General features: G+C 61.5%; 23 protein-coding genes. 17 read left to right on the top strand and 6 right to left on the bottom strand.

Translation table 11 applies throughout. From position 1 onward, the window contains the following. Nucleotides 1–75: 75 nt before the first annotated feature. Entirely contained in the window at nt 76–564 is a 489-nt protein-coding gene (locus WCX18_RS01740; protein WP_345989041.1) for a hypothetical protein, read from the top strand. Then, nucleotides 561–2,681: a hypothetical protein gene (locus tag WCX18_RS01735; protein WP_345989039.1), complete on the top strand. Its 2,121-nt coding sequence runs from the start codon at nt 561–563 to the stop codon at nt 2,679–2,681. Before WCX18_RS01740 ends, WCX18_RS01735 begins: the two co-directional genes overlap by 4 nt. A gap of 237 nt (nt 2,682–2,918) precedes the next feature. On the opposite strand, the gene WCX18_RS01730 is transcribed toward WCX18_RS01735, so the two are convergent. Continuing rightward, a complete protein-coding gene (locus WCX18_RS01730) occupies nt 2,919–4,175 on the bottom strand; it encodes an arsenic transporter (protein WP_345989037.1) in 1,257 nt (418 codons plus the stop codon). 120 nt (nt 4,176–4,295) lie between these two features. Here WCX18_RS01730 and WCX18_RS01725 point away from each other — a divergent pair, with 120 nt between their 5' ends. Further along, nucleotides 4,296–5,102 (top strand): RMD1 family protein, encoded by an 807-nt coding sequence (locus WCX18_RS01725; protein ID WP_345989035.1) that lies wholly within the window; start codon nt 4,296–4,298, stop codon nt 5,100–5,102. A 6-nt stretch (nt 5,103–5,108) separates the two neighbouring features. On the opposite strand, the gene WCX18_RS01720 is transcribed toward WCX18_RS01725, so the two are convergent. Next, a complete protein-coding gene (locus WCX18_RS01720; protein WP_345989033.1) occupies nt 5,109–6,257 on the bottom strand; it encodes an SO_0444 family Cu/Zn efflux transporter in 1,149 nt (382 codons plus the stop codon). A gap of 160 nt (nt 6,258–6,417) precedes the next feature. On the opposite strand from WCX18_RS01720, the gene WCX18_RS01715 reads away from it, so the two are divergent. Genes WCX18_RS01715 through WCX18_RS01700 form a run of 4 tightly spaced genes read left to right on the top strand, consistent with a single transcriptional unit; the run spans nt 6,418 to nt 12,082 of the window. Beyond that, nucleotides 6,418–7,617, top strand: a complete 1,200-nt coding sequence (locus WCX18_RS01715) for a TolC family protein (RefSeq protein WP_345989031.1) — start codon at nt 6,418–6,420, stop codon at nt 7,615–7,617. Next, entirely contained in the window at nt 7,614–8,618 is a 1,005-nt protein-coding gene (locus WCX18_RS01710) for an efflux RND transporter periplasmic adaptor subunit (RefSeq protein WP_345989030.1), read from the top strand. The genes WCX18_RS01715 and WCX18_RS01710 overlap by 4 nt, the downstream gene beginning before the upstream one ends. A gap of 3 nt (nt 8,619–8,621) precedes the next feature. Continuing rightward, the gene (locus tag WCX18_RS01705) at nt 8,622–11,774 is read left to right on the top strand and encodes a CusA/CzcA family heavy metal efflux RND transporter (protein WP_345989028.1); all 3,153 of its coding nucleotides are present in this window, start codon (nt 8,622–8,624) and stop codon (nt 11,772–11,774) included. Continuing rightward, entirely contained in the window at nt 11,771–12,082 is a 312-nt protein-coding gene (locus tag WCX18_RS01700; RefSeq protein ID WP_345989027.1) for a hypothetical protein, read from the top strand. Before WCX18_RS01705 ends, WCX18_RS01700 begins: the two co-directional genes overlap by 4 nt. Nucleotides 12,083–12,138: 56 nt before the next feature. Here the strand turns inward: WCX18_RS01700 and WCX18_RS01695 are convergent, their stop codons facing one another. Both WCX18_RS01695 and WCX18_RS01690 read right to left on the bottom strand, forming a co-directional pair. After that, on the bottom strand, nt 12,139–12,402 hold the full coding sequence (locus tag WCX18_RS01695; RefSeq protein ID WP_345989025.1) for a hypothetical protein: 264 nt from the start codon (nt 12,400–12,402) through the stop codon (nt 12,139–12,141). A 6-nt stretch (nt 12,403–12,408) separates the two neighbouring features. Further along, nucleotides 12,409–13,530 carry a porin gene (locus WCX18_RS01690; RefSeq protein WP_345989023.1) on the bottom strand — a complete coding sequence of 374 codons (1,122 nt, stop codon included), beginning with the start codon at nt 13,528–13,530 and terminating at the stop codon, nt 12,409–12,411. Between the two features lie 142 nt (nt 13,531–13,672). Between WCX18_RS01690 and WCX18_RS01685 the strand changes: the two genes are divergently transcribed. From WCX18_RS01685 to WCX18_RS01665, 5 genes are all read left to right on the top strand, one after another. Beyond that, complete coding sequence (locus WCX18_RS01685) at nt 13,673–15,700, top strand: copper-translocating P-type ATPase (RefSeq protein ID WP_345989021.1); 2,028 nt, start codon at nt 13,673–13,675, stop codon at nt 15,698–15,700. Between the two features lie 70 nt (nt 15,701–15,770). Then, on the top strand, nt 15,771–16,112 hold the full coding sequence (locus tag WCX18_RS01680) for a hypothetical protein (RefSeq protein WP_345989020.1): 342 nt from the start codon (nt 15,771–15,773) through the stop codon (nt 16,110–16,112). Between the two features lie 38 nt (nt 16,113–16,150). Next, nucleotides 16,151–16,357, top strand: coding sequence for a hypothetical protein (locus tag WCX18_RS01675; RefSeq protein ID WP_345989019.1), 207 nt, complete (start codon nt 16,151–16,153; stop codon nt 16,355–16,357). Nucleotides 16,358–16,422: 65 nt separating this feature from the next. Then, nucleotides 16,423–17,076, top strand: a complete 654-nt coding sequence (locus WCX18_RS01670; protein WP_345989017.1) for a response regulator transcription factor — start codon at nt 16,423–16,425, stop codon at nt 17,074–17,076. Continuing rightward, nucleotides 17,069–18,238 carry a HAMP domain-containing sensor histidine kinase gene (locus WCX18_RS01665; RefSeq protein WP_345989016.1) on the top strand — a complete coding sequence of 390 codons (1,170 nt, stop codon included), beginning with the start codon at nt 17,069–17,071 and terminating at the stop codon, nt 18,236–18,238. Before WCX18_RS01670 ends, WCX18_RS01665 begins: the two co-directional genes overlap by 8 nt. Nucleotides 18,239–18,251: 13 nt before the next feature. Here the strand turns inward: WCX18_RS01665 and WCX18_RS01660 are convergent, their stop codons facing one another. Further along, on the bottom strand, nt 18,252–18,383 hold the full coding sequence (locus tag WCX18_RS01660) for a hypothetical protein (protein ID WP_345989014.1): 132 nt from the start codon (nt 18,381–18,383) through the stop codon (nt 18,252–18,254). Nucleotides 18,384–18,516: 133 nt separating this feature from the next. Here WCX18_RS01660 and WCX18_RS01655 point away from each other — a divergent pair, with 133 nt between their 5' ends. Genes WCX18_RS01655 through WCX18_RS01640 form a run of 4 tightly spaced genes read left to right on the top strand, consistent with a single transcriptional unit; the run spans nt 18,517 to nt 22,860 of the window. Then, nucleotides 18,517–19,437: an AAA family ATPase gene (locus WCX18_RS01655; protein WP_345989013.1), complete on the top strand. Its 921-nt coding sequence runs from the start codon at nt 18,517–18,519 to the stop codon at nt 19,435–19,437. Then, nucleotides 19,430–20,272 carry a DUF58 domain-containing protein gene (locus WCX18_RS01650; protein WP_345989012.1) on the top strand — a complete coding sequence of 281 codons (843 nt, stop codon included), beginning with the start codon at nt 19,430–19,432 and terminating at the stop codon, nt 20,270–20,272. The genes WCX18_RS01655 and WCX18_RS01650 overlap by 8 nt, the downstream gene beginning before the upstream one ends. Beyond that, nucleotides 20,241–22,277, top strand: coding sequence for a DUF3488 and transglutaminase-like domain-containing protein (locus tag WCX18_RS01645; RefSeq protein WP_345989010.1), 2,037 nt, complete (start codon nt 20,241–20,243; stop codon nt 22,275–22,277). Before WCX18_RS01650 ends, WCX18_RS01645 begins: the two co-directional genes overlap by 32 nt. Further along, complete coding sequence (locus tag WCX18_RS01640) at nt 22,267–22,860, top strand: flavin reductase family protein (RefSeq protein WP_345989009.1); 594 nt, start codon at nt 22,267–22,269, stop codon at nt 22,858–22,860. Before WCX18_RS01645 ends, WCX18_RS01640 begins: the two co-directional genes overlap by 11 nt. Here WCX18_RS01640 and WCX18_RS01635 read toward each other — a convergent pair whose 3' ends face one another. Next, on the bottom strand, nt 22,861–23,811 hold the full coding sequence (locus tag WCX18_RS01635; protein ID WP_345989007.1) for an MBL fold metallo-hydrolase: 951 nt from the start codon (nt 23,809–23,811) through the stop codon (nt 22,861–22,863). A gap of 44 nt (nt 23,812–23,855) precedes the next feature. Here WCX18_RS01635 and WCX18_RS01630 point away from each other — a divergent pair, with 44 nt between their 5' ends. Further along, entirely contained in the window at nt 23,856–24,566 is a 711-nt protein-coding gene (locus WCX18_RS01630; protein WP_345989006.1) for a DUF434 domain-containing protein, read from the top strand. Nucleotides 24,567–24,627: the final 61 nt, after the last annotated feature.

The following is a 24,627-nucleotide window of genomic DNA, read 5'->3' as shown; positions in this document are numbered from 1 at the left end:
CCCCTCCGGCTGCCACCTATTTGTTCTATTTATACCTCCAAATGGGAAGAAGGTATACTATAATCGTCATTCATCATGAAATTTCTGTTCTTCAGCCTGTTGTCGGTTCTGCTGTTTATCGTCCCTTATGCCGCCGGGGCAACCGCCAAAAAACCACTGAACGAAGTGCTGCCCGTTCTGCTCACCATAAGGGACGATGCCATCGAACTGGGAAAAGGCCCGACGGACGTGTACGCCTTTATCGATCCGCGCTGCCCCCATTCGCGGGATTTCGTCGGCATGATCACCGAGAGTGATAAGATGCAGGAGCGTTACCACTACTACTTTTTTCTCTACGCCCACCCCATGTTCAAGTCCGAGGCCGTCATTAACGCCATCTACAACGCCCCCCGTCCCAAAGAGGCAATGCTGGACTATATGCAGGGGCGCGCGCCCCTGCCCAAACTCAACCGCCTCACCCCGCCCTCGATCCACGTCAAAGTCGCCCGTATCAAGACGGCGGCGGAGCAGATCGGCGTCGACAAACGCCCCTACCTCATCCTCGACAAAAAGAAGCAGCCATGAGATACCAAGAGACCCCCAAAGTCAGCCGCTACGTCACCTTCATTGCCCGTAACCGTGCCGCCGTGATCGGGCTTTTCCTGCTGCTTGCAATCCTGACGCTCTCCCTGGGGCGTTTCAGTTTTGTCCTCAGCGACGAACGGTTCTGGCTGGGAGGTTCGCAGGAGCTGGCCATGACGAAGGCCCTGGGGATCGTACCGGAAAACGTGCAGCACCTTCGGGTCTACGTCGACCGGTTCGACGACGACACCAAGGCGAAACTGGCGGCGCTCCATACGCAGCTGACAGAGGTCCCGGGGGTACGGCACGTCGATTCGCTCTTTAGCAGCCGATACATCTACAACGACAAGGCAACCGAGGGGTCGTCGCTCATCAAGGCCCTTCCCCTCTCCGAACTGAACGCGGCCCAGGCGTACGCATTCATCCGCGCCCTGCCCGACGCCTACCGCCGCTACGTTACGGAGCACTTCGACGCCTTTGACTTCTACCTCTACGGGGATGAACGGCTGGCCGAAGCACAGCTTTCCATCCCTTTCGCCTATACGCTCGATGAGACCGACAGCAGCTTCAGCTACCGGCAGACCCTGCTCTACCTGGGGCTGATCGTCCTGGCCGTCATCTTCTTTTTCCGGTTCATCTTTCACAACTACGTCTCCGCCTTCGCCGCACTCATTGTCGTCTCGGGCACCCTGCTCTTTACCTTTGAACTCATCTACCTCATCACCGGACTGCACGAACTGCATCTCGCCCTGGGGCTCATTATTATCGCCATTGCCCTGGTAGACTATCTCTACTTCTACTACCGTTGGCATGTCACCCAGTACCGCGACGACTCCCACCGCGCCCTACTCAAGTCCCTCAACCGGACCGTCACCCCAGCACTCTGGACCACGGTCATCACCGCCGTGGGGCTGGGAACCCTGCTCTTTTCGGAAAACGAGATCGTCCGGATGCTCAGTATCAGTATCATCGGCGCCTCCCTCATTGCACTGCTGCTCAACACGACCCTGCTGATTGCACTGCTCAGCTATTTCCGGGTGCGCCACCCCCGGGTGCGTTTCAGCCGGCCCGTCTACTACTTCGTCAGCCGGGAACTGGAGTACAATCCCAAACTTCTGCGCCTGCTCAACCTGGCCACCATCGGCATCCTGCTGCTGGGCCTCAGCCTCTTTCTGACCCGCGCCGACCTGCTTCTCTCCCCAGGGCAGAGCGGCCGCACCCTCGTTCTCACCGTGCCGTTCGACGAGATCGACCCCGCCACCGTGGAACAGATCGACACCTTCGCCTCGGAATTGACACACCGTTTCGCCAGCGTCAACAGGGTCGACAGCGTCGCCGCGCTGCTGCACCTCATCCACCAGGCCGAAGCCCCCGGTGAGCCGATGGACGACCAGGCAATCCTGCGTGCGCTCTTCTTTATCGACATGTACGACCTCAACCAGCGCTACTTCGATGACGAAAAACAGACCCTGAAACTTACCCTTTTCATGGAACCCGGCGTCGATACGGCAGCGCTGCTCACCTACCTGCGCGGCTACCAGGCCCTCCCCCTGCACTTCAGCGACGTCCAGACCCTCGTACGCAGCGCCAAACAGCAGCAGATTGTCGTGCTCGCCGCCTCGCTCTTTACGGCCCTTGTCATCATCGGGCTCATCATGGGGATCATCTTCGGGTCGGGGCGGATGATCTACATCGGCTTCATCACCAATGCCATCCCCATTGCCTGGTTTGGGCTGGCCATGGAGATGCTCGATACCCCCGTCAACCTCGAGATGCTCATTGCCATGTCCATCTCCGTCGGGCTTGGTTCCGACGCGACGGTGCACTTCGCCTTCAAATATTTCCGCGCCCGCTTCTTCGGCCGCAGCCGCAAACACGCCCTGGAGATCACCTTCTTCTACGGTGCCGTCCCCGTCGTCATCGGCGCCTTCGTGCTCGTCATCTTCTTCGCGTCGCTGATGATGACATCGATCGCGAGCCTGCGTGACATCGGCAAATTCGGTGCTGAGCTCATCACCCTCTCCCTCGCCACCGACCTGCTCCTGCTCCCGGTCTTCCTGCTCTCCATCGACCCCTACCCCAAAAGCAGGGAGATCCACAAGGACCACTGCACGATTTAGTTAAGAGTTAAGAGTTAAGAGTTAAGAGTTAAGAGTTAAGAGTTAAGAGTTAAGAGTTAAGAGTTAAGAGAAACGTGCGACAATCCGCTTCTTCTGTCAAGGCCGAAACGGAAATTAGCGGGTCGAGCGGACCTATGACGCTTGGAATCTCCCGAAAGCGGCAGCCTTTCGCACTTTCTTCTTTCGGGTTCGGTTTCTTCTTTGTGCGAGCAAAGAAGAAAGGGAACAAAAAACCCTTTAGAAAAGCAACCCGACCAACGCCGCCAGCAGAACAGGCGGCGTAATGACAAGGCCGACTTTCATATACTCCCCCCACCCTATTTTCACGCCTTTATTGGCAAGGACATGCAGCCAGAGAAGGGTCGCCAGCGAGCCGATCGGCGTCATCTTCGGCCCCAGGTTTGCCCCGAGGATGTTCGCGTACGCAAGGGCATTCTGGCCCGCGTCGGCGATGGCGATGTCCATGATCATAATGGTGGGCATATTGTTCATCACGGCACTGAGGCCGGCGGAGAGGAAGCCGGTCCCGATAACCGCAACTGCTTCTCCCTGCGCCGCCATCGCCGATACGGCATCGGCAAGGTAATCGGTCAGCCCCGCGTTTTTCAGGCCGTAGACAACGACGTAGAGGCCTATGGAAAACCAGACGACCTGCCACGGCGCCGCCTTGACGGTCATTATGGGTTTGACCGCCTTGTAGTAGTTGGCGATGAAGAGGAAAATAACCGCCCCGCCCAGGGCGAAGAGGGAAACAGGGAGGTCATAGCGGTCGCCGATAAAGTAGCCCGCCATCAAAAGGGCGAGAAAGCCCCAGCTGAGCTTAAACATCGTCATATTCTTGATGACACTGGCGGGCTCGGGGAGTTCAGAGACGTCGACTTTGAGCGGGATATCTTTGCGGAAATAGAGCCAGAGCACAATGATCGAAGCAATAATGCTCAAAAGGTTCGGCAGGAACATCGCCTGTGCGTACTCCCAGAACCCAAGGTTGAAATAGCCCGCCGTGACGATGTTGGTGAGGTTGGAGATCACCAGCGGGTTGGAGGCGCTGTCGCCGATAAAGCCCCCCGCCATCAAAAAGGCGAACACGGCAACGGGGTTCATTTTCAGGTGTTTCATCTTCGCCAGCAGGATCGGTGTGAGGATCAGCGCCGCCCCGTCGTTGGCGAAGAAGGCCGCCACCAGGGCGCCGAGCAACAGGATGTAGACGAACATTTTGTTGCCGCTGCCGCCGGAAAGCTTTGCCATCTTCAGCGCCGCCCACTCGAAGAAGCCGATCTCGTCCAGGACAAGAGAGAGGAGGATGATCCCGATAAAGGCGAGCGTCGCATCCCAGACTATTCCCGTCACCGTCCAGACGTCACCGATACTTACGACGCCGAGTACGACGGCTATGATGGCGCCGATGACGGCCGTCGTACCGATCTGGAGCCCCCTGGGCTGCCAGATGACGAAAAGAAGTGTCACAAGAAAAAGCAGGGCTGCCGTCAACATAAGTTCCGTCCTCACCGAAAGTTCAGCCGTAAATATATCAATATTTATTGATATAATCAACTCTGCTGCCGATCGCCCCGAAAAATGCTATGCTGTGTTATTTCAATTACGGAGTCTCCTGTGAATACGGCATCCACAGAACTGCTCGCCCTCTATCTCCCCAAACCGCTGAACTACAAGAGGCTCCAGCTTGCCCTCGGGGCGGAGATGCAGAAACGGCTGGAAGGAACCTACTATCTGCGCAAAGATGACTTTATCGTCGTCTTCACGCAGTTCAACGTACTGGCGATGGTCAACATGCCGCCGCCCGAACGCATCGCCCTGCTTCAGGCGCTCGGGATCGATGCCGCCGAACATGACATGAAACAGATGGTCTACCAGGACTACAATATCTGCTTCGACCCGGCGCTGACCTCCCCGTTTACCGTCAGCAATGAAGCGATCACCCTTCAAAGCGCCTCGGATCTGAATATGGTCATCATCGCCTATGTGATCGCCCAGAGCGTTGCCCTGGACGTTTATGAACAGAAGCTGGCCGACTACTCCGAACGGAGCCGGACCCTGATCGAGGATTCCGACAGCTATTCGCTCTTCAAACGGACCCGTCTCGCCCGTTTCGCCAAGCAGCTCGTGCTTATCCGCCACGACCTCCTTATCGACCTCTACCTGCTGGACAAACCCAACATTTTATGGGACAACGCCGATGCCGAAGCGCTCTACAACAGCCTGGCAACCGCATTGGAACTCAGCGACCGTTTCGAAGTCGTCAGTTACAAGCTCGGCAGCATCAAGGACGATATCATCATGGTCATGGATATCACCAACCATAAGCACAGTTCGTTTCTGGAGTGGATCATCATCGTCCTTATCGCCGTCGAGATCGGCATGGGACTGATCGAGTGGTTCAAGCCCGCATTTTTGCACTGAGTCCGATCACTTTTCGCAGCCGCAGGACTCCCCCGAACAGCACGCCTCTTTTTTCGCGAACCACGGTTTGGCGATAAAGTAAAGTACCAGCCCCCAGAGCAGCAGTGACGAAGCGACGGCGATGATGCCCGCCTCTTCATGCAGATGCACCAGTGCCTTCGGGTCGATCTCGGCCCGGATAAAGAGCCAGTCGAGCATGAGCCCGAAAACGACGCTGGCGACGGTGATGGTGCCCAGGTAGATGGCGAGGGCCCTTGTTCCCAACATCTTTTTCACGACGCCGATGGTGACGGTGTTGGTCGCGGGGCCCGCGCTGAGGAAGACGAAGGCCGCCCCGGCGCTCACCCCCGAGAGCATCAGCCCCGCCGCGATCGGCAAAGACGCCGTCGCGCAAACGTACATCGGCACGGCGACGGCGATGACAATGAGGTAGGAGAGCCAGCTGTTCTCGGCCAGCAGTGTGCCAAGGTCCTCGGGGATCGCCACCGTGATCAGCGCCCCGACGATGAGTCCCCAGAAGAGCGGTTTGGCGATGTCGCCGAGCAGGGTCACGAAGGCGTAGCGCAGTGCCCCGCCGGGCGCAAAACGTTTTTTCTCCTCCGTTTCGCAGCCGCAGCCGGAGCTGCAGCAGCTCTCCTCCTCTTTTTGGGGAGACGCCATGCTGAAGCCGACCGGCGCGGCCTGTTTCGGCGGGGCGGCCATCGAGAAGGCCGGGGCCTTCGGCGCGGGCGCGGGTTCAGGCTCCGAACCGAACAGGTTTGTCAGGATCCCGGCAATCATCGCCATGAGCATGGAGGTGAAGACGCGGTAGAGGGTAAAGGCCCACCCGAACATCCCGTAGGTCGCGAGAATGGAATCCACCCCCGTGATGGGCGTCGAGATGAGGAAACTGAGCGTCGCGCCGTGGCTCGCCCCGCTCTTCTTGATGGAGGTCGCCAGCGGGATCACCCCGCAGGAGCAGACCGGCAGCGGAATGCCGAAGAGGGTCGACTTGACGACGGAGGCCACGTTGTCGCTGCCCAGGTGCTTCGTGACCAGCGCATCGGGCACGAGCTCATGCAGGACCCCCGCGAAGAGGAGGCCGAAAACGATATAGGGGGCCATCGCATTGCTCAGGTCGACAAGCGCACCCCAAAAGAGGACCAGATACTCCATTGCTTTCCCTTCTTCCAAAAACGCCATTGTCCGACGAAACGTTTTATAACACGCTTTTATCCGTCAATCTTACCGTTTTTATGTCCGGGCGCTAAGGTTGACCTGCACACTTCTTACACACAGCACCAGTATCATTCCCTATTCACTCAAAAGGAGACCGATGTTCCGTCCGCTCTTAGCCCTGCTGCTCGCTGCCGCCGCGCTCCGGGCCGAGGGGATCGACACCCTGATCGACCGCGCGCTAGAACAGCACCACTCGCTGAAGATGATCGAACAGCGCCTCGGCGCCTATGACGCCATGGAGGACAAAAGCACCCTCTTCGCCAACCCGGAGCTGCTCGTTGGCATCAACGACGTCCAGTTCGACGACCCCACGGACCGCACCCTCGAGCCGATGCAGTTCACCTCCGTCACCCTGAAGCAGAAATTCCCCTGGTTCGGGAAGCGCGGCGCGGCGGGTGAGAAGGTGCGGGCACAGAAAGCCGTGCTCTTCGCCTCCCTCGAGGCGGCGCAGGCGGAGCTGGCCAAGCGGATCCGGCTGCGCGCCTACACCGTCGCCGAACTGAACGCGCGCCTGGGCGTCTTGCAAAACTACCTGGAACTAACAAACCAGAACATCACCCTCAACACCGCCTACGCCTCCACCCAGCGCGACCGCCATATGGGAATAATGTCCGCCGAACTGCTCCGCTCCGACATCGCCGTGCGCCGGGAAAAGCTTACGGCGATGCTCACGGCGCAGAAAGCGCGTCTGGCCTACCTCGTACAGGCCCCCTTCGACACCGTCGAGGCCGACGAAGCGGTCACGCCCCCGCCGCCCCTGGAGACCTACCTGCAGCAGCTGGAGAACAACCGGATCTACCGCGTCAAAGCGGCCGACCAAAAGGCCGCGGCGGCGGAGACGAAGGTCAAAGCGCTCTCGGCCAACGCCGACCCCTTCGTGATGGTCGGCTACTACTACCGCGAAGCCCACCCCGACTACCTGAGCGTCACCGTCGGCGCGGCGCTGCCGCTCTACGGCGCGGAGCGCGACGACACCGAAGCGGCGCGGCAGGCGGAGCTGGCAGCAGCGGAAGCGGCCGCCGACTACCGCCTGCAGCTTCGCAGCGAGATCGAAGCGGCGTACGCGGCGCTGACCGAGGCCTACCGCACCTACCGCATCATCACCGAGGAGAGCCTGCCCCAGGTGGAACACATGGTCGATCTCAGCGACGCGAAACTGCGCAGCGGCAGCGACCTCTTCAACTATTTCGACCTGCTTGAACGCAAGCTTCGCTTCGACGAACAGCGCATCGCCGCGAAAGCCGACTACCTCCGCGCCGGCGCGCGCCTCAAAGCATTGACGGGAGAGATCAAATGAGACAACACATCCTAGTGCTCGCAGCCCTGCTGCCCCTGCTGCTATGTGCCGATGAGCGGCCGAGCGTCGAACAGCTCTTCGCCGTCAAAACGGTCAAAGTGCAGCAGACCAGCGCCGCGCGGGCGCAGACCAACTACGGCTATGTCCGCGCCGAAGATTCCCGCATGTACGACGTATCGCCGCGGTTCGGCGGCTATGTCCAGAAACTCTACGCCGATACACGCTACCGCCGGGTCAAGAAGGGCGAGGCGCTGGCCGAGGTCTACTCGCCCGAAGTGCTCCAGGCGAAGGAGGATTACCTCACCGCCCTGCGTTTCAACGCGACGCGCCCCAGCCCGGAGATGCTGCGCAGCCTCCGCAAAAAACTGACGCTGCTCGGTGTCAGCCGCGCCGAGATCGACGCGGTCCGCTCCGGGATGAAAGCCGCCTCCCTCACCACGATCCACGCCCCGGCATCGGGGTGGCTTTTTGAAAAGAGCGTCGTTGAGGGCTCCGCCTTCAAAGCGGGCATGAAGCTCTTTACCATCGTCAACCTTGAGCGCGTCTGGGTCGAGGCCGCGCTCTACCAGCAGGAACTGCCGCGGCTCGCCTCTCTGAACAATTTCACCGTCAGGGCCAGCGGCGTGGAGCGGGCCTACCCCGCCAAAAAACTCACGCTCTACCCCGACATCGACCCCAAGGCGGCCACGGTCACCCTGCGTCTCGCCGTCGACAACCCGCGCGGCGAGCTGCTGCCGGGCATGTACGCCACGGTCACTGCGGCGGCGGCGGCATTGCCGCTGCTCACCCTCCCCCGCACGGCGGTGCTGCGCAAGCACGGCGGATGGTACGTTTTCCGCGCCGGGGATTTCAAGGGGGTTTTCGAACCTGTCAAGATCGTGGTCAAACCCCTCGACAAGGATCGTTTCGAGGTCGTTTCGGGCTTGAACGCCGGGGATGAAGTCGCCGGCGACGCCCTCTTCATGCTCGACGCCGACGCCCAGATCAGCGGACTGGAGTAGGGAATGATCGAACGTCTTATCGCCTTCAGCGTCAAAAACCGGTTTCTCGTCCTTATGGCGACGCTCTTTCTCATCTTCGGCGCCTACCGGGCGATGATGACGACGCCGCTCGACGCCCTGCCGGACCTCTCCCCGCCCCAGGTAATCGTGCAGGTCACCTGGAAGGGGCAGAGCCCCGAAATCGTCGAGGACCAGGGGACCTACCCCCTGGTGTCGCAGTTCCTCTCCATCGCCGACATCCGCACCGTGCGCGGCTTCTCCACCTATGAAAACGCGCTCGTCTATATCATCTTCAAGGAGGGGACTGATCTCTACTGGGCCCGGTCACGGGTCCTGGAGCAGCTTGCCGCCATCCAGAGCAAACTGCCCGAGGGGATGGAAGTCGCCCTGGGGCCGGACGCCTCGGGGGTGGGCTGGGTCTATGAGTACGCCCTGACGTCGAAAACGAAGAGCCTCGCCGAGCTGCGCACCCTGCAGGACTACTACTTCAAATACGCCCTGATGGGCGTCGACGGCGTCAGCGACGTGGCCACCGTGGGCGGCTTCGTACCGACCTTCCAGCTCACCGTCAACAACGACGCCCTCATCCGCTACGGCCTCTCCGTCGGCGACGTCGCGCGGGTGCTGCGGCAGAACAACAACGACACCGGCGGGCGTATCGTCATCCAGAACGGCTTCGAATGGATGGTGCAGGCGAAGGGCTACCTCAAAGATCTGGATTCCATCGGAAAGCTCATCGTCACCGTCAAAAACGGCATCCCCGTCACCCTCGCGCAGCTGGGGAGGGTGGAAGTAGTCCCCGCCGCCCGCCGCGGTGTGGCGGACCTTAACGGCGAGGGCGAGGTCGTCGGCGGGATCGTCATGGTACGTTACGGCGAGGACGTCTACAGCGTCATCAAGCGGATCAAGGCGAAAATGGCCGCCCTGCATATCGACGGCGTCGACGTCGTCACCACCTACGACCGCTCCGGGCTGATCGACAAGGCGATCGGTACCCTGACTGACACCCTCGTCGAGGAGAGCGTCATCGTCGTGATCATCATCGGCCTCTTCCTGATGCACCTGCGCTCTTCGCTCATCGTGCTGCTCGTGCTGCCGCTCGTCATCGGTGCGACCTTCGGGCTGATGAAACTGGCCGGCATCGGCAGCAACATCATGAGCCTCGGCGGGATCGCCATTGCGCTCGGTACCGTCGTGGACGCGAGCATCGTCATGATCGAAAACGCCCATAAGCGGCTGCGTAAAAAGCGCGGGGAGCTGGGCCGCGAGCTCACACCGGCCGAACACGCTGAGACGGTCGTGGCGGCGGCGCAGCAGGTGGGACGCCCCATCTTCTTCGCCCTCGCCCTCGTCGTCGTCTCTTTCCTCCCCATTTTCGCGCTCTCGGGCGAGGAGGGGCTGCTGTTTACCCCGCTGGCCTTCACCAAAACCTTCGCCATGTCCGCGGGCGCCATTCTCGCCGTCACGCTGGTGCCGGTGCTGATGGTCTCCTTTATCCGCGGCCCCATCCGCGAAGAGACCGCCAACCCCATCAACCGCTTCTTCCTCTGGCTCTACCAGCCCCTGCTGGCGTGGGGGCTGAAGCTGCGCTACGTCGTCCTGGCCGCCTCCCTCGCGCTGCTCGTCGCCATCGCGCCGCTGTACGAGAAGCTCGAGTGGGAGTTCATGCCGATGCTCAATGAACAGACGTTCATGTACATGCCGGTGACGCCGTTCGGGATCAGCATCGACCAGAGCAAGGCGCTGACGCAGAAGACGGACAAGATCCTCAAGAGCTTCCCCGAGGTGGAGACGGTCTTCGGCAAAGGGGGGCGCGCCGACACTGCCACCGACCCCGCTCCCCTGGGGATGCTGGAGACCATCATTACTTTCAAAGATCCCTCCCAGTGGCGGGAAGGAATGACCTACGAGCAGCTGCGAAACGATATGGAAGCGGCCCTCCAGGTCCCCGGGCTTGTCAACTCCTGGACCTACCCCATCCGCGGCCGGATCGATATGCTCCTAAGCGGCATCCGCACCCCCGTGGGCATCAAACTCTACGGTAGCGACGCCGCGACGCTGCAGCGGCTGGCACAAGCCATCGAACAGAAACTGATGCCGCTGCCCGAATCCCAGTCGGTCTTCGCCGACCGCTCCGCCGCGGGCTACTATATCGACATCGACATCGACGAAACGGCGCTGCAGCGCTACGGGCTGGCAAAGACGGCCCTGCTCGAAACCACCCGCGCGGCCATCGGCGGGATGAAGGTGACGACGCTCTACAAAGGGATCGAACGCTACCCGGTCGCCCTGCGGCTCGAGGAGGATGAGCGGCGGAACCTCGACGATATCCGCGCCCTTCCCGTCAAGACGCCGCTGGGGTTCGTCCCCCTCTCTACCTTCGCCGACGTCCGCTACCGTGAAAGCGCCTCGGTCATCAAGAGCGAAATGGCGACGCCGGTCACCTATGTCTACATCACGCCGCGCCCGGGCGTGGGCGCCGTCGCCTACAAAGAAGCGGCCCTGAAGGCACTCACGGACTTCCCGCTGCCGCCGGGCTACCACATGGAGTGGGCGGGCCAGGCGGAGTACCTCGCCTCGGCCATGGAGAAGATGCGCTGGATCATCCCGGCGGTGCTGGCGGTGATTTTGCTGCTCATCTACCTCTCGCTGCGGCGCTTCGCCGCGACCCTGATCGTCTTCCTGACACTGCCCTTTGCGCTGCTGGGCGGGGTCGTCTACGTCTGGATGCTCGGTTTCAGCATGAGCATCGCCGTCATCGTCGGTTTCCTCGCCCTGCTGGGGATCGCCGCGGAGACGGCCATCGTCATGATCGTCTACCTCACCGACAGCGTGGAGGCCTCCCGCGCGGCGCTGGGCGAACGTTTCGACGCCCAAGCCCTGAAGGCGGCGATCAATGAGGGGGCCGTCAAACGGGTGCGGCCCAAGCTGATGACGGTCTTTTCCATCCTCGCCGGCCTCGCCCCCATCATGTACACCCACGGGGTCGGCAGCGAGGTGATGCAGCGCATCGCCGCCCCGATGCTCGGCGGGATCGTCACCTCGGCACTGCTCAGCCTCCTCATCATCCCGATTCTCTACGAAATGTACGAGCGGCGCCACTTGAACAAACAACCGGGCAACACTGCCCACACCACACAAAAGGAAAACAGATGAAACAGACTCTTTATACCACCGCGCTGCTCGCAGCGCTCGTCGCCCTGACAGGCTGCAGCGATCAGAAAAAAGCCTCCGACACCCCTACCGCCGGTGCCATGAAATGCGGGGCCGGCAAATGCGGGGCCAATATGGTCAGCGGCAGTTCGGAACTGGCGAAGAAACAGCGCTCTGTCCTCACCCAGATGTCAACGGACGACCCGCGCATGGGATGCGTCATGAATGCGAAGACGGTTGAAGCGGTCTACGACTGCGTCCGGGACCCCGACACCGGCAAGCTGACGCTCGAGTACAACGTGTCGAAATAAAAAAGGTGGGAATGCCCCCATAAAGGGGGCAGGCGGCCTCAAAGTCCGCGCCGCGCTCACTCTTTCGATTGCAGAATAAACGCCAGCGTATCACGCGCCTCTTTGCCCGTCAGGTTGGCGCGGACCCGCATGTGCTGCATGGAGATGCGCCATGCGCGTTCGGAAAGGTTCGAAGGGGGCCTCATGTTGTGGCACCGTACACAGGTGTCGGCCCACACCTTCGCCCCGTTGACAGGGTCGCCCTCACCGGCGGGCGCCGCGCAAAGGGCACCAGCCACCATCGCCTGGATACAGATTAATTGTGCAAACCGGTTCATCATCCCCTCCTAAAAACCGAAGGCAAACTGGGCCAGGACGCGGTTGTCATCGTACTCCGGCGCCTTGTCCGCATTATTGAATTCGTACGCCACCTTGGCGATAACGCTCGGGGCGAACAGATAGTTGAGCCCCACGGAGACCTGGTCGCGGTCGAGGTCGGAATCGGCCGGGCGGAACGCCCCGTAGCGCACGACGGGCTCGAGGGACAGCGCATCGAACTGGTAGGCCAGCTGCGCATACCACGCTTTCCAGGTGAAGGCGTCGGGGGCGATACTGCTGTTTTGCTTCCCGACTTTCTGCTGGCTGTATTCCGCTTTCAGATCCGCGCCGTCGTAGTGCCACGAGAGGTCCGCGTCGAACACGCTGTAATCGCGTTTCGATTCACCTTCGAGTGCCGCCTTGCCGTACGCACCGGAGACACCGATCTCGCAGTTGGGCAGCGGATCTACGGCATAACGCAGCCCGACGGTATAGCCCGCGGTATCGGAGGATGTAGGGCCCTCCGCCGCGATCGCGCCGATGGTCGTGTTGTTATCATCGGAGAGTTCGAGCACGGGTGCATTGGCCACGAAGAGGGTGTAGTTGCTCGGCAGCGCCCCAAGCGGGAGCCCGCCGCGCAAGCCGAGGCCGGTAAAGGAGATCGGGGCGGCGCCGTCCTCCCCGAAACCGATCGGCTCCGTCGGCAGTTTGTTGATCCACGAAGGGTGCAGGTTCTGCCGGAACTGCCCCAGCGGGGAGAGAAACTTCCCGGCAACCAGCACCATGTAGTCGTTTAAGAAGATGCTCGCCGAGGCATACTCCAGCTCCACGCTCGTTTCCAGATCGTCATTCATTTTCGTTTCAAGCTCTCCGGTAAAGAGGACAAGGTCTTTATAGGCGTACTGGAAAATCGGCGAGAACTGCACCAGGTCGAACCCGCCGTTGGTGTGTTCGGAATAGACATACCCCGCCGCCGCATATCCCGAGAGCATAAAGGCGGCATCGGCGTTCGTCTCCCGGGCACGCTGCAATTCGGCCACGGATGTTTTCAGCGCAGTGATCTCCTCGCGCATCTGCGCGATATCGTCCTGCGCCGCCAGCACCGTGGCCAGGGAAAACAGCAGGACTCCCTGCACCTTCAAACGTTTCATGACTGCTCCTTGGACCAGGTGCCGGCCAATGTTTGAAGAGGCACCCGGATGGTGTCTGCATAAAGCCTATCAGCATAGTGTGCACACTGTGTGCACACAATCACTCTATGATGATACAAAGCAGCATGACAAAGGAGCCCCTATGGAACACGACCACACGATGCACCATGATCACGGTCAATCGCATGACCACTCTGCGCATGCGCATGCAGGGCATGGGCACGGCGGCATGGGGCACATGCACCACATGGAGGAGATGCGGCTGCGCTTCATCGTTTCGCTGATCGTCACCGTTCCCATCCTCCTCTTCTCGCCGATGCTCCAGGGCTGGGCCGGCATCCGTTTCGACTTCCCCTACCGTGACGGCATCACCGCCCTGCTTGCCACGTTCATCTACTTTTACGGCGGCAAACCCTTCCTGACGATGACCCTGGACGAACTCAAATCGCGCCAACCGGGGATGATGACCCTGATTTCAATGGCGATCACCGTCGCCTACGGCTACTCGGTCTCCACCCTTTTTTTCCCCGGCGGCAAAGCCTTTTTCTGGGAGCTGGCCACCCTGATCGACGTCATGCTCATCGGCCACTACATCGAAGCCAAAAGCATCCTCGGCGCCTCCAATGCCCTCGAAGACCTCGTACGGCTGATGCCCAAAACGGCAACGCGCCTGAACCGGGACGGCACCTCGGAAAGTGTCGACGTCAGTGCCCTGCAGCCGGGCGACCGCATCCTCGTACGGCCCGGCGAGAACATTGCCGCGGACGGCACGGTCGAAGCGGGGGAGAGCACCGTCAACGAAGCCCTGCTCACGGGGGAGTCGAAACCCGTCTTCAAAACGGCAGGCGAGACGCTCTTCATGGGGGCCCTCAACCTCGACGGTGCCCTGCGTGTGCGGATTACGAAACCCGGCGAACAGAGCTACCTCTCTCAGGTGATCGCCCTCGTCAAGGAGGCCCAGCAGAGCCGCTCGCATACCCAGGACCTGGCCAACCGCGCCGCCGGGTGGCTTTTCTATGCGGCGCTCGCCGCCGGGAGTGGCACCTTCGCCGTCTGGTCTGTGCTGCTCTCCCCCGCCGATGCCGTTTTGCGCAGTGTGACCGTGCTTATTATCGCCTGTCCCCACGCCCTGGGGCTTGCCGTACCGCTGGTCGTCGCCATCTCAACATCGCTCGCGGCGAAATCGGGCATTCTTATCCGCAACCGTCAGGCGTTCGAAGCCCTCCGCGGCATCGATACGATCTGCTTCGACAAAACGGGGACCGTCACCGAAGGGCGCCTTGCCGTCAGCAAAACAGTGGCCCTGGAGGATGAAGAGACCCTGCTCGCCTATGCGGCTGCACTGGAACAAAACTCCGAACACAGCATCGCCCGCGCCGTCGCCGTCTATGCCGACAGTGTGGGAATCCGTCCGGTCCAGGCCGGCGCGTTCAAGGCGCTTCCGGGCATCGGGGCCTCGGCAGAGATCGACGGGCATAAGGTCATGGTCGGCGGCCCGCAGCTCATTGCACGCGAAGACCTCGACATCCCGCCGCCACTGCGCCAGTTCGAGAAGACGGCCTCGACGACCGTCTGGGTCGTCATCGACCGCCGCCTCGTCGGTGTCATCCTCCTCGATGACAAGATCCGTGACACCTCTGCGGATGCCGTCGCGGCGCTCAAATCGTTCGGCATCGAGACCTGGATGCTGACCGGCGACAACGAAGCGGTCGCCACCGCCGTCGCCAAGAAGGCGGGCATCGACCATTACCGCGCCGGGCTGCTGCCCGACGAGAAACTCGCCTTTGTCAAAGCGCGCCGGGCCGAGGGCAGGCGTGTCGCGATGGTCGGCGACGGCGTCAACGACGCTCCCTCCCTCCTCGGGGCCGACATCGGCATCGCCGTCGGCGCAGGCACCGACATCGCCATCGACAGCGCCGACATCATCCTGACCCAGAGCGACCTGCGCAGCGTCGTGGACGCCGTACGGCTTTCGCGCCGCACCTACGGCAAAATGAAAGAGAACCTCTGGTGGGCCAGCGGCTACAACCTCGTTGCCATCCCCCTCGCGGCCGGGGTACTCGCCCCCTGGCACATCGTTATCGGCCCCGCGTTCGGCGCCGTGCTGATGTCCATAAGCACCGTTATCGTCGCCCTGAATGCGCAGCTGCTCAAACGGGCGGCGCACTGAGGCCCGGTATGCACACTCTCTGCACACTATCCCACTACACTCTTTGTCAATACCATTCAAAGGATGAAGAATGAGAACGATCACTCTCGCTGCGGCATCGCTGCTGGCACTCGGACTGACGACAACGGCGGCCGCCCAAATGGGCAAGTGCAACGGTATGGGGATGCAGCAAGGAAACATGCAACAGGGCAAAATGATGATGAACGGTGATATGGATCATGACCGTATGATGATGATGCAGCACCTCGACAACGTCAAGAGCTGCGTCAACAGCGCCACAACGACGCAGGAGCTCAATATGTGCAACATGAAGATGCGCAAAGGCGGTCCCATGATGCCGCAGGGCATGGACGGCAAAAATATGGGTGGCCAGGGCATGGGCGGTCAGAAGAAGTGCAGCGGGGGCAACTAAGGCCGCAGCCTTAGCTCCCCTGCCTCAAAGGAGAGAAGATGCATACCTTCGGCATGGGCTGGATGTGGCTGTGGTGGCTGCTTCCCCTGTTGATCATCGCCGCCGTGCTTTACGTGGCTTCCGGACGCAACGGCCGCAGCAGCCGCTCCCGGGCCCTCGAAATCCTCGATGAGCGCCTGGCCCGCGGGGAGATCGACATCGGTACCTACGAACGACTCAAAGCGGAGTTGACCGAAAACGACTGAAACGGTAAAAAGCCGCTTCTAACCGTGAAAAGATTAAGATAGTTGATTCCCAATGGAGGCGGGCCATGCGCATACTGCTGCTCGAAGACGACCCCGTGCTCTCCGACATCGTCGGCGATTACCTTGCGGAGCACTACGAGACGGACCGGGCCTACACGGCTGACGAGGCAACGGCCCTGATCGGACAGAAGCGCTACGACCTCTTCATTTTCGACATCAACGTCCCCGGCCAGAACGGCATCGCCCTGCTGAAGAGCCTGCGCGGACTCAATGTCACCACCCCCGCCATCCTCGTCACCGCCTATGAAGACACGGCCCGGCTCAAGGCCGGTTTCGACGCCGGTGCCCACGACTACATCCGAAAACCCTTCGCCCTCGAAGAGCTGCGGCTGCGCGTCGAGAACAGCAAACGGCTCTTCAAGATCGAGCAGAAACAGAAGGTCCTGCTCGGCGGCGACTGCTTCTACGACCCGGATGCCAAACGCATCGAAACATCACAGGGGCGCCAATCTCTCGCCCCGAAAGAGGCCGCGATGCTGGAGTATTTCCTCGCCCATCCTGGCCGCACCCTCTCCGCGGAGGAGCTGGTCCAGAACCTCTGGGAATTCGACCAGCTCCCCAGCGATGCGACTCTGCGCTCGCATATCCGCCGCCTGCGCGAACTGGTCGGCAGCGAGCGGATCACTACCGTGCGCGGCATAGGCTACCGCTATGAATGAACTCGAAAAACGTTCATTCTACTCTTTTCTGGGGCTCTACGTCGTCTCCTCTTTTCTCTTTATTCTGCTGACGGGCTTCTGGTACTACACGGCCCAGAAACACGCCTTCGAAAACAACGAGCACTACCGGCTGGAGCATATCGCAGACCGCATCGGCACGGCGATTATCATGGCCCATATGCACGGTACCCCCCTGCAGATTCCCGAGCTGCACGGCGGGGATGTCCGTATCGCGCTGATCGGCATAGACGGCCGGCTTGTTTCGGGGGAGCTCCCCTCCGGCCTTATTCCGGAGCTCCCCGATTACCGCGAATACAACGGCCGCATGGTCCTCATTTCCGATGCCCCCAAGGAGCACCTGAACATCCGCTATGTCATCGTCAGCTCCGATACGCTCTTCGGGGTGCTCGCAGAGCTGCGCGAAATCGTGCTGGCGATGATGGCCGCCATCGCACTGCTCGCCGCCACCGTCGCCTGGACACTTTCCAAACTCTTCATGCGTCCCCTGCACCAGCGCGTCGTACAGACCGAACGCTTCGTCAACGACGTCACTCATGAACTCAACACCCCTGTAACCGCCCTCACCATGGCGGCCGAACAGCTCCTTCTGCGGGGAGGATGCAGTGAAAAGACCCTGCGCAACATCACCGCGAGCACCCGGCAGCTCTATGACATCTACCGCTCACTGACCTACCTCAATTTCGCACGCAAACCGGAAACGCCACTCCCCATCGATCTGGCCCTGGTGGCGGAAAAAAGCGCGGCATACTACCGTCCGCTGATGGAGAGCAAACAGCAGCACCTCGCCCTGCAGACCCAGCCCCTCCGCTTTGCCATCCAGGAAGCGGAGGCGCAGCTGCTGCTGGGCAACCTCATCGGCAACGCCGTCAAATACTCCCCGCCGGGCGCGACCGTGCATCTCGAGATGGACGCGCGCTGCATCACTGTCACGGATGAAGGGATGGGGATTCCACCGGAGCAGCGGCACCGGATCTTTGAACAGTTCACCCGTGCCACGGAAGTCGGCGGAGGCTTCGGCGTGGGGCTCTCCATCGTCAAACGGATCTGCGGCGCCTACGGTATCACGCTGACACTTGATTCTGAAGAGGGGAAGGGGACGCAGTTCCGCCTCTGCTTCCCGCAAGAAGCGGCTGCGGTATAGCGCGGGATGCGGCTCAACCGAGCCGGTTAAGGTCCGCTTCGTCGAACGCCTGCCTCAGCGGGAGCAGGATGCTCACGGCGACCAGCGCGCCCAGCAGCAGGGCCATCAGCAGACCGCCGAGCCACCAGGGAATACGTCTGATCATGTTAGAGCCTTTATCAATATTTATTTGTTTTCATAATTATAATACAGATAAATATAAACAATAAATCAATATTATTTTTAAAATCATTCAAACTTTTTGAGCATCGCAGCAGAGCCTATGCTATGATAAGGCCATGAATGAGACTATCGCCCCGGAATTCCTGCCGCTTGTCGACGCCGTCGAAGCGCACCTGCTCGGCAAACGCCACGCCATCTCCCTGACGCTCGCCGCCTTCTTTGCCGGGGGGCACGTCCTGCTCGAGGACATCCCCGGCGTCGGGAAAACGACCCTCGCCAAAACCTTCGCCGGCGTGATGGGGCTCGATTTCGGGCGCATCCAGTTTACCGGCGACCTGCTCCCCTCGGACATCCTCGGGGTGAGCTACTTCGACCAGGAGAGCGGCAAGTTCGTCCTGAAAAAGGGGGCCATCTTCACCCAGTTCCTCCTCGCCGACGAAATCAACCGCTCCATGCCCAAGACCCAGTCCGCGCTGCTCGAGGCGATGGAGGAGCACCACGTCACCATCGACGGCAAAAGCCACGATCTCAAAGAGCCCTTCTTCGTCATCGCGACCCAGAACCCCTACGAAGAGGTCGGTACCTTCGCACTGCCACATTCCCAGCTGGACCGTTTCCTCTGCTCGTTCGGGATCGGCTACCCCGACAAGGAGGCGGAACGCGCGGTGCTGCTGGGAGGAGGAAGGCGCGCCGCCGCGGCAGTGCCGTTGATTGATGCCACAGCCATCACAGCCGCAATGAATGCCGTGCAGAACGTCCACCTCAGCCCGATGCTGCTGGACTACCTCCAGTCACTGATCACCTATACCCGTGACAGCGGCCGCTTCGTTTACGGCCTCTCCACCCGCGGCGCCCTGGCCATGACGGCCATGACCCGCGCCTGGGCGCACCTGCACGGACGCGACTATGCCATCCCCGACGACGTCCAGGCCGTGGCCGGCGAAGTCTGTCTCCACCGCCTCGCCTTCAAAGAGGGCGTCACGACCCTCGCACGCCTCCGCCATGAGCTCTTTTCGCACGTTTCGGCGGATGCGTAAACGCGTCCGCCAGCGGGCAACGCGTTTCAGCCTCCTCGTCGTCGTCCTGCTGTTCGGCCTCTTTCTCGAGGCCTACATGCACAACTTCAACCTCGTCTATATCACCCTTTTTTTCGTCTTTGCCAGCGCGTTTGCCGCCGGGCCGCTCGGGCTGCGTAACCTCGGCTGCCTCGAAGCGGAACAAAGCGGCTGCGAACGGCTTTTCGCCCGTCGGGGCGGAACCTGCCACTTCAAGATCCGCAACACCTCCGCCCTGGGCGCCTGGGCCGTGGAGCTCCACGGCGCCGGAAGCGTCAAGCCTCTGCCCGAGATCCCCCCGCATACGACCGTGACCGCCGCACTGCCGCTCGCCCCCGAACGGCGCGGCCGGTTCGAAGCGGGCCCCTGCACTCTTCAAAGCCTCTTTCCCCTCTCGACGGTGCGTTTCGTCCTCGACATCGGCAAGAGTTGCGAGCGCATCGTCTTCCCCGAACCCAAAGGCGAACCCCTGCGCAGTTTTCTGCTGCGCCAGCGCTCCCCTTTCGGGGACGAGACGGATTTCGAGGGTCTGCGCAGCTACAGCGGGGCGGAGAGCCCTTCGCGCATCCACTGGCCCTCCGTCGCCAGGGGGGAACTCGCCGTTAAAAACTTCGACCGGGAACGGCAGACGGAGACCCTCCGGTTCGAATTTCTGCGCAGCGGCAGGGACGACGAGAGCCGCCTTTCGCAACTGACCCTCTGGGCCCTCGAATGCGAGGCGGCACGGCTCCCTTTTACCATCGTCATGCCCCGCAAGGTACTCGACAGCAAGAAGGAGGGGATCAATGCGATTCTCACTACTCTGGCGCTCTACTGATCCCTCGGCGAAGCAGCCGGGACGCATCGCCGCCCGCCTGCAGGGCTGGAGCGCATCGCGCGAGCTCTTTCTGCTGGACCTCGCCTACCTCGCCGTCATCACGCCCCTTCTGCTGCTCGTCAAAGCCCCGATGCTGCTTTTCCTGCTGCTCGTGCTCACGCTGCTGCTCGTCGGGAAAAAGGGGAGTACGGCGACCCTCATGCTCGTCGCCCTGACCGGCCTGCTTGCCGTCTTCTTCTCCATCTACGGGGCATTCAACTTCGCAGGCCTCTCGCGGTTGAAACTCTTCGTCGAGCTGATCCTCTACCTGCTGCTGCTCGCCGTCAGCCTGCAGCGGCTCACCCGCACGATCAACTTCTACCTGCTCATCTCCCCCGTACTGCTGCTGGCCCTGTCGCTCTTCTTTTTCGACTCCATCGCGATGCTTGGTTACGTTGTTTTCGAGGTCTTTGTGCTGCTGTGGCTGATCCTCGCCTACCGTACCCGTGCCGATGCGCTCTCAAGCCTCCGGATCACGGGGATGCTCTTCGCCCTCTCCCTGCCCTGGGTCGTGCTGCTCTTTTTCTTTTTCCCCCGCATCTCCTTCGAGCACGCCTCCTACGGTTTCCGGGGCGACGACATCACCCGCACCGGCCACGACGGTACGATGCGCATGGACGGCGCCGCCCTGCTCGTGCCCTCCGAACGCATCGTCATGGAGGTGGGGTTCCTGGGCGCGATCCCGCCCGAGGAGCAGCTCTATTTCCGTGGCAGTGTCCTCTACCGCGACAAAAAAGATCACTGGGAACCGCTCCCGGCCTATGTCCGAAGAGCCTTTGCACCGAAACAGCGTGCCCAGGAGGGTATGTACCGTACGATCGAGAAGGTAACCGCTTACAAGGTGTCGCTCTACCCGACCCACAAGAAGTGGCTCTACCTTCTCGACCTGCCGCTCGAAGCCCCGGAGGGGGCAACGATCAACGCCGATTTCGAAACGACGCTGGAGAAGCCCATCGACGAACCGCAGCACTACGATGCGGGCTCGGCCCTCGTCTACCGCTACGGCAGTAGGACCGAACGCACGGTGCTGGCCTACGCCCTCGACGTCAACCGCAGCGCCCATCCGCGCAGCAGTGCCGCGGCCGAAAGCATCGTGGCGGCCAACCCCGACCCGAAACAGCGCCTCGGTGCCCTTTTCCGTTTTTTCCGCGACCAGAACCTCACTTACAGCCTGCGCCCGGAACCCCTCGACCTGAACCGTACGGCCGACAGCTTCCTCTTTGACAAACGCAAGGGGTACTGCGTCCATTTTGCAGGCGCCTTCGTCACGCTCTCAAGGCTGGCAGGCCTGCCCGCCCGCGTCGTGACCGGCTACAAAGCCGACCGCAAAAACAGCGTCAACAACTACCTCGCCGTCAAGGAGCGCGATGCCCATGCCTGGGCCGAGGTCTATGTCAACGGCCACTGGCAGCGCGTCGAAACAACGGCGGCCGCCGCCTTTGTCGACGACGAGAGCGCAGAGCTGCTGCGCCGGACCGGTACCCTCGAAGACAACAGCGACCGCCTCACCCGCCTGAATCTCTACCTGCTCTATGTCAAGTACCAGGTGGAAACCTGGGTGCTGCAGTACAGCCACTTCCGGCAGATGCGGCTGCTCGAAAAGGTCAAAAAAGACCCGGCCTTTGCCGCCAGACTCGCCGCCGCCTTCGCCCTGCTCGTGCTGGCGAGCGCGGCGCTCTTCCTCTGGCTGCGCCGCCCACGCTGCGGCAACAGGCTCCTTTGCCTGCTGCGCCCCCTGCTCTCAAGGCTGCAGCGCAGCGGCTTCGTTCGGGAGGAGGGGGAGACCCTGCACACATTTTTCGCACGCTACCTCGCGGCCCACCCCGGCAGCGCTCTGGCCGAAGTCGACCGCCTCTACCACCGGCAGCAGTACGGCAGTGGCAAAGAGGATGCAGTACAATTCAAAAAATCCATCCGCGCCTTTTTGCGCGAGAAACCCTCCCAAGGAGACCCTGATGCTCGTTAACTACGACACCGTATCCGCCTCGGACATCTATAAACTGATGTCGCAATCCGTCATTCCCCGTCCCATCGCCTGGGTCGTCACCGAGAGCAACGGCGTCGTGAACGTGGCACCGTTCAGCTACTTCACCGGCCTCTCCTCGAACCCGCCGACGATGCTCTTCTCCGTCGGACACAAAAGTGACGGCACGCCCAAGGACACCCTGCGCAACCTGCGCGAAACGCAAAAATGCACCGTCTGCATCGCTTCGGAAGCGCAGCTTGAACAGCTGCACCTCTCCTCCAAGGAGCTTGAAGCCCACGTCAGCGAAGCGGAACACTTCGCCATCCCCCACACGCGCCCCGTGCCGGGGTACCCGCCGATGATCGAGGGTGCCCCCGTCGCCTTTTTCTGCGACTTCTACAGCGAAGTCGACCTGGGGGAGAGCAAGACGATCCCGCTCATTGTCGAGATCAAGTCGCAGTTCGTCGACGTTGTCTGCATCACGGATGAAGAGCGCATGACGATTACCTTCGATCCCATCGCGCGGATCGGCAAAAGCTACGCCTACCTCGGCGAGGAGCGCACCCCGCCGCCGATCCCCTGATCACTCCCGTTCAATCTTCCTGTCCCGCCCGAGCCGGAACACGTCGAAATCCTCGGCGATAAAGAGTGGGCCGCCGTAGGCCGAGCGGATTTCCTGCTCTATTTCCGTCAATTCGTGGGGACCGCCCCTGCCGAAGCGGGGACTGATGTGCGTCGCGATGAGCGCGCCGACGCCGGCAGCCCCTACGGCACGGCCCAGATCGCGGGCCGTCGTGTGCAGCTGTTTTTCGACGAGGCTGTCGTAGATCTCCTGGGTATAGGTGCATTCGTGCACCAGAAGGTCGAGCCCCTCCAGTGCCGCGCCCAGCACGGCAGGCTCCGCATTATCGCCGGCGATAAGGAGTGAACGTCCACGCACCGGCTGCAGCATGTACGCCTGCGGTTCGTAGACCCGCCCCGCATGGGTGACGGTCAGACCCCTTTTCAGCTCGCCGTAAAGCGATGAAGGTTCCAGCCCGTCACGGCGCAGCTTCGCCTCGTCGAGCCGGTTGGCGGTGTCGTTCTCCTTGATCAGGAAGGCATGGCTCTCGATGGAGTGCACCAGCGGCAAAACGGTGACGCGGAAGCGGTCAAAGACAAACTGTTCCCCCGCAGCGTACTCGATGATCTGCAGATCGTACCCCAGGTAGTCGGCATCGGTCTGCATGAAGCAGTTGATGAACGCGGCAATTCCCCTGGGGCCGTAGATCCGCAGCGGCCGGAAGGCCCGGTCCATCCGTTTTGAGGCCAGCAGCCCCGGCAGCCCGAAGATATGGTCGCCGTGCATGTGGGTGATGAAAATCGCGGCCAGTTTTCCGACGGAGGGGTGCGTACGCAGCAGCTGGTGCTGCGTCCCCTCCCCGCAGTCGAAGAGGTACCACTGCGGGTCCTGCTCCATCTGAAGCGCCAGCGCCGTGACGTTGCGCTCCTTCGTCGGTTTCCCCGCGCTCGTTCCAAGGAAGGTCAGTTTCATACGGATAGTATAGTACAATATAGGGTTTCCAGAGGTACCCTTATATGCGCAAACATCGTGGATTGGCCCCCGAAGACACCCTCTTTTTCGATCCGGAGCGGCTTGCCGTGCTGCGGCAGGCGGTCGGCGACCTCTCGTGGCTGCTGCGGCGCGGCTACAGCACCAAGGCCGCCCTGACGCTGGTCGGCAACCATTTCCAGCTCGTCGAGCGCGAACGGCTCGCCATCGTGCACACCGCCGGTGACGGCGCGGTGCGTAACACCCCCTTGGCGTTCGGGGCGCTGCGGGGCAAAACACTCTGCATCGACGGCTTCAACCTGCTCATCACCCTCGAAACGGCGCTGGGCGGCGGCATCATCCTCATCGGGACGGACGGCTGTTACCGCGATATCGCCAATATCCACGGCTCTTATGCCCTGCGGGCCGAGACCGAGGATGCCATCGTTCTCGCCGCAACTTCGCTCAAAAAGGCCGGGATCGCCGAAGCGCAATGGCTCTTCGACCGACCCGTTTCCAACAGCGGAAGAGTGGCCGCCCTCGTCAACGGTACCGCGCGCAGGCTCTCGGTCCCGATGGAGGCGCTCACGGCCGACGAGGTCGATGCCAAGGTGAAACGGTGCGGCGGCGTCGCCGTCACCGCCGATTCGGAGATCCTCGCCAGCGGGGTGGCATGGTTCGACCTCGCCGGCTGGATCATCCAAAAGCAGATCCCGGATGCGCGCCTCATCGACCTGCGTTCTCCCGCCGATGCTTAAGCCGTCCGCAGAGGGCCTGTACCCCTCAGACCTGCCTAAGCAAGCTGTGTTAAGATTGCAC

The organism is Sulfurimonas sp. HSL1-2 (assembly GCF_039645565.1).
Lineage (GTDB): Bacteria > Campylobacterota > Campylobacteria > Campylobacterales > Sulfurimonadaceae > Thiomicrolovo > Thiomicrolovo zhangzhouensis.
Note: the sequence above shows the minus strand (reverse complement) of the source record. Positions and strands in the feature narration are given on the sequence as shown.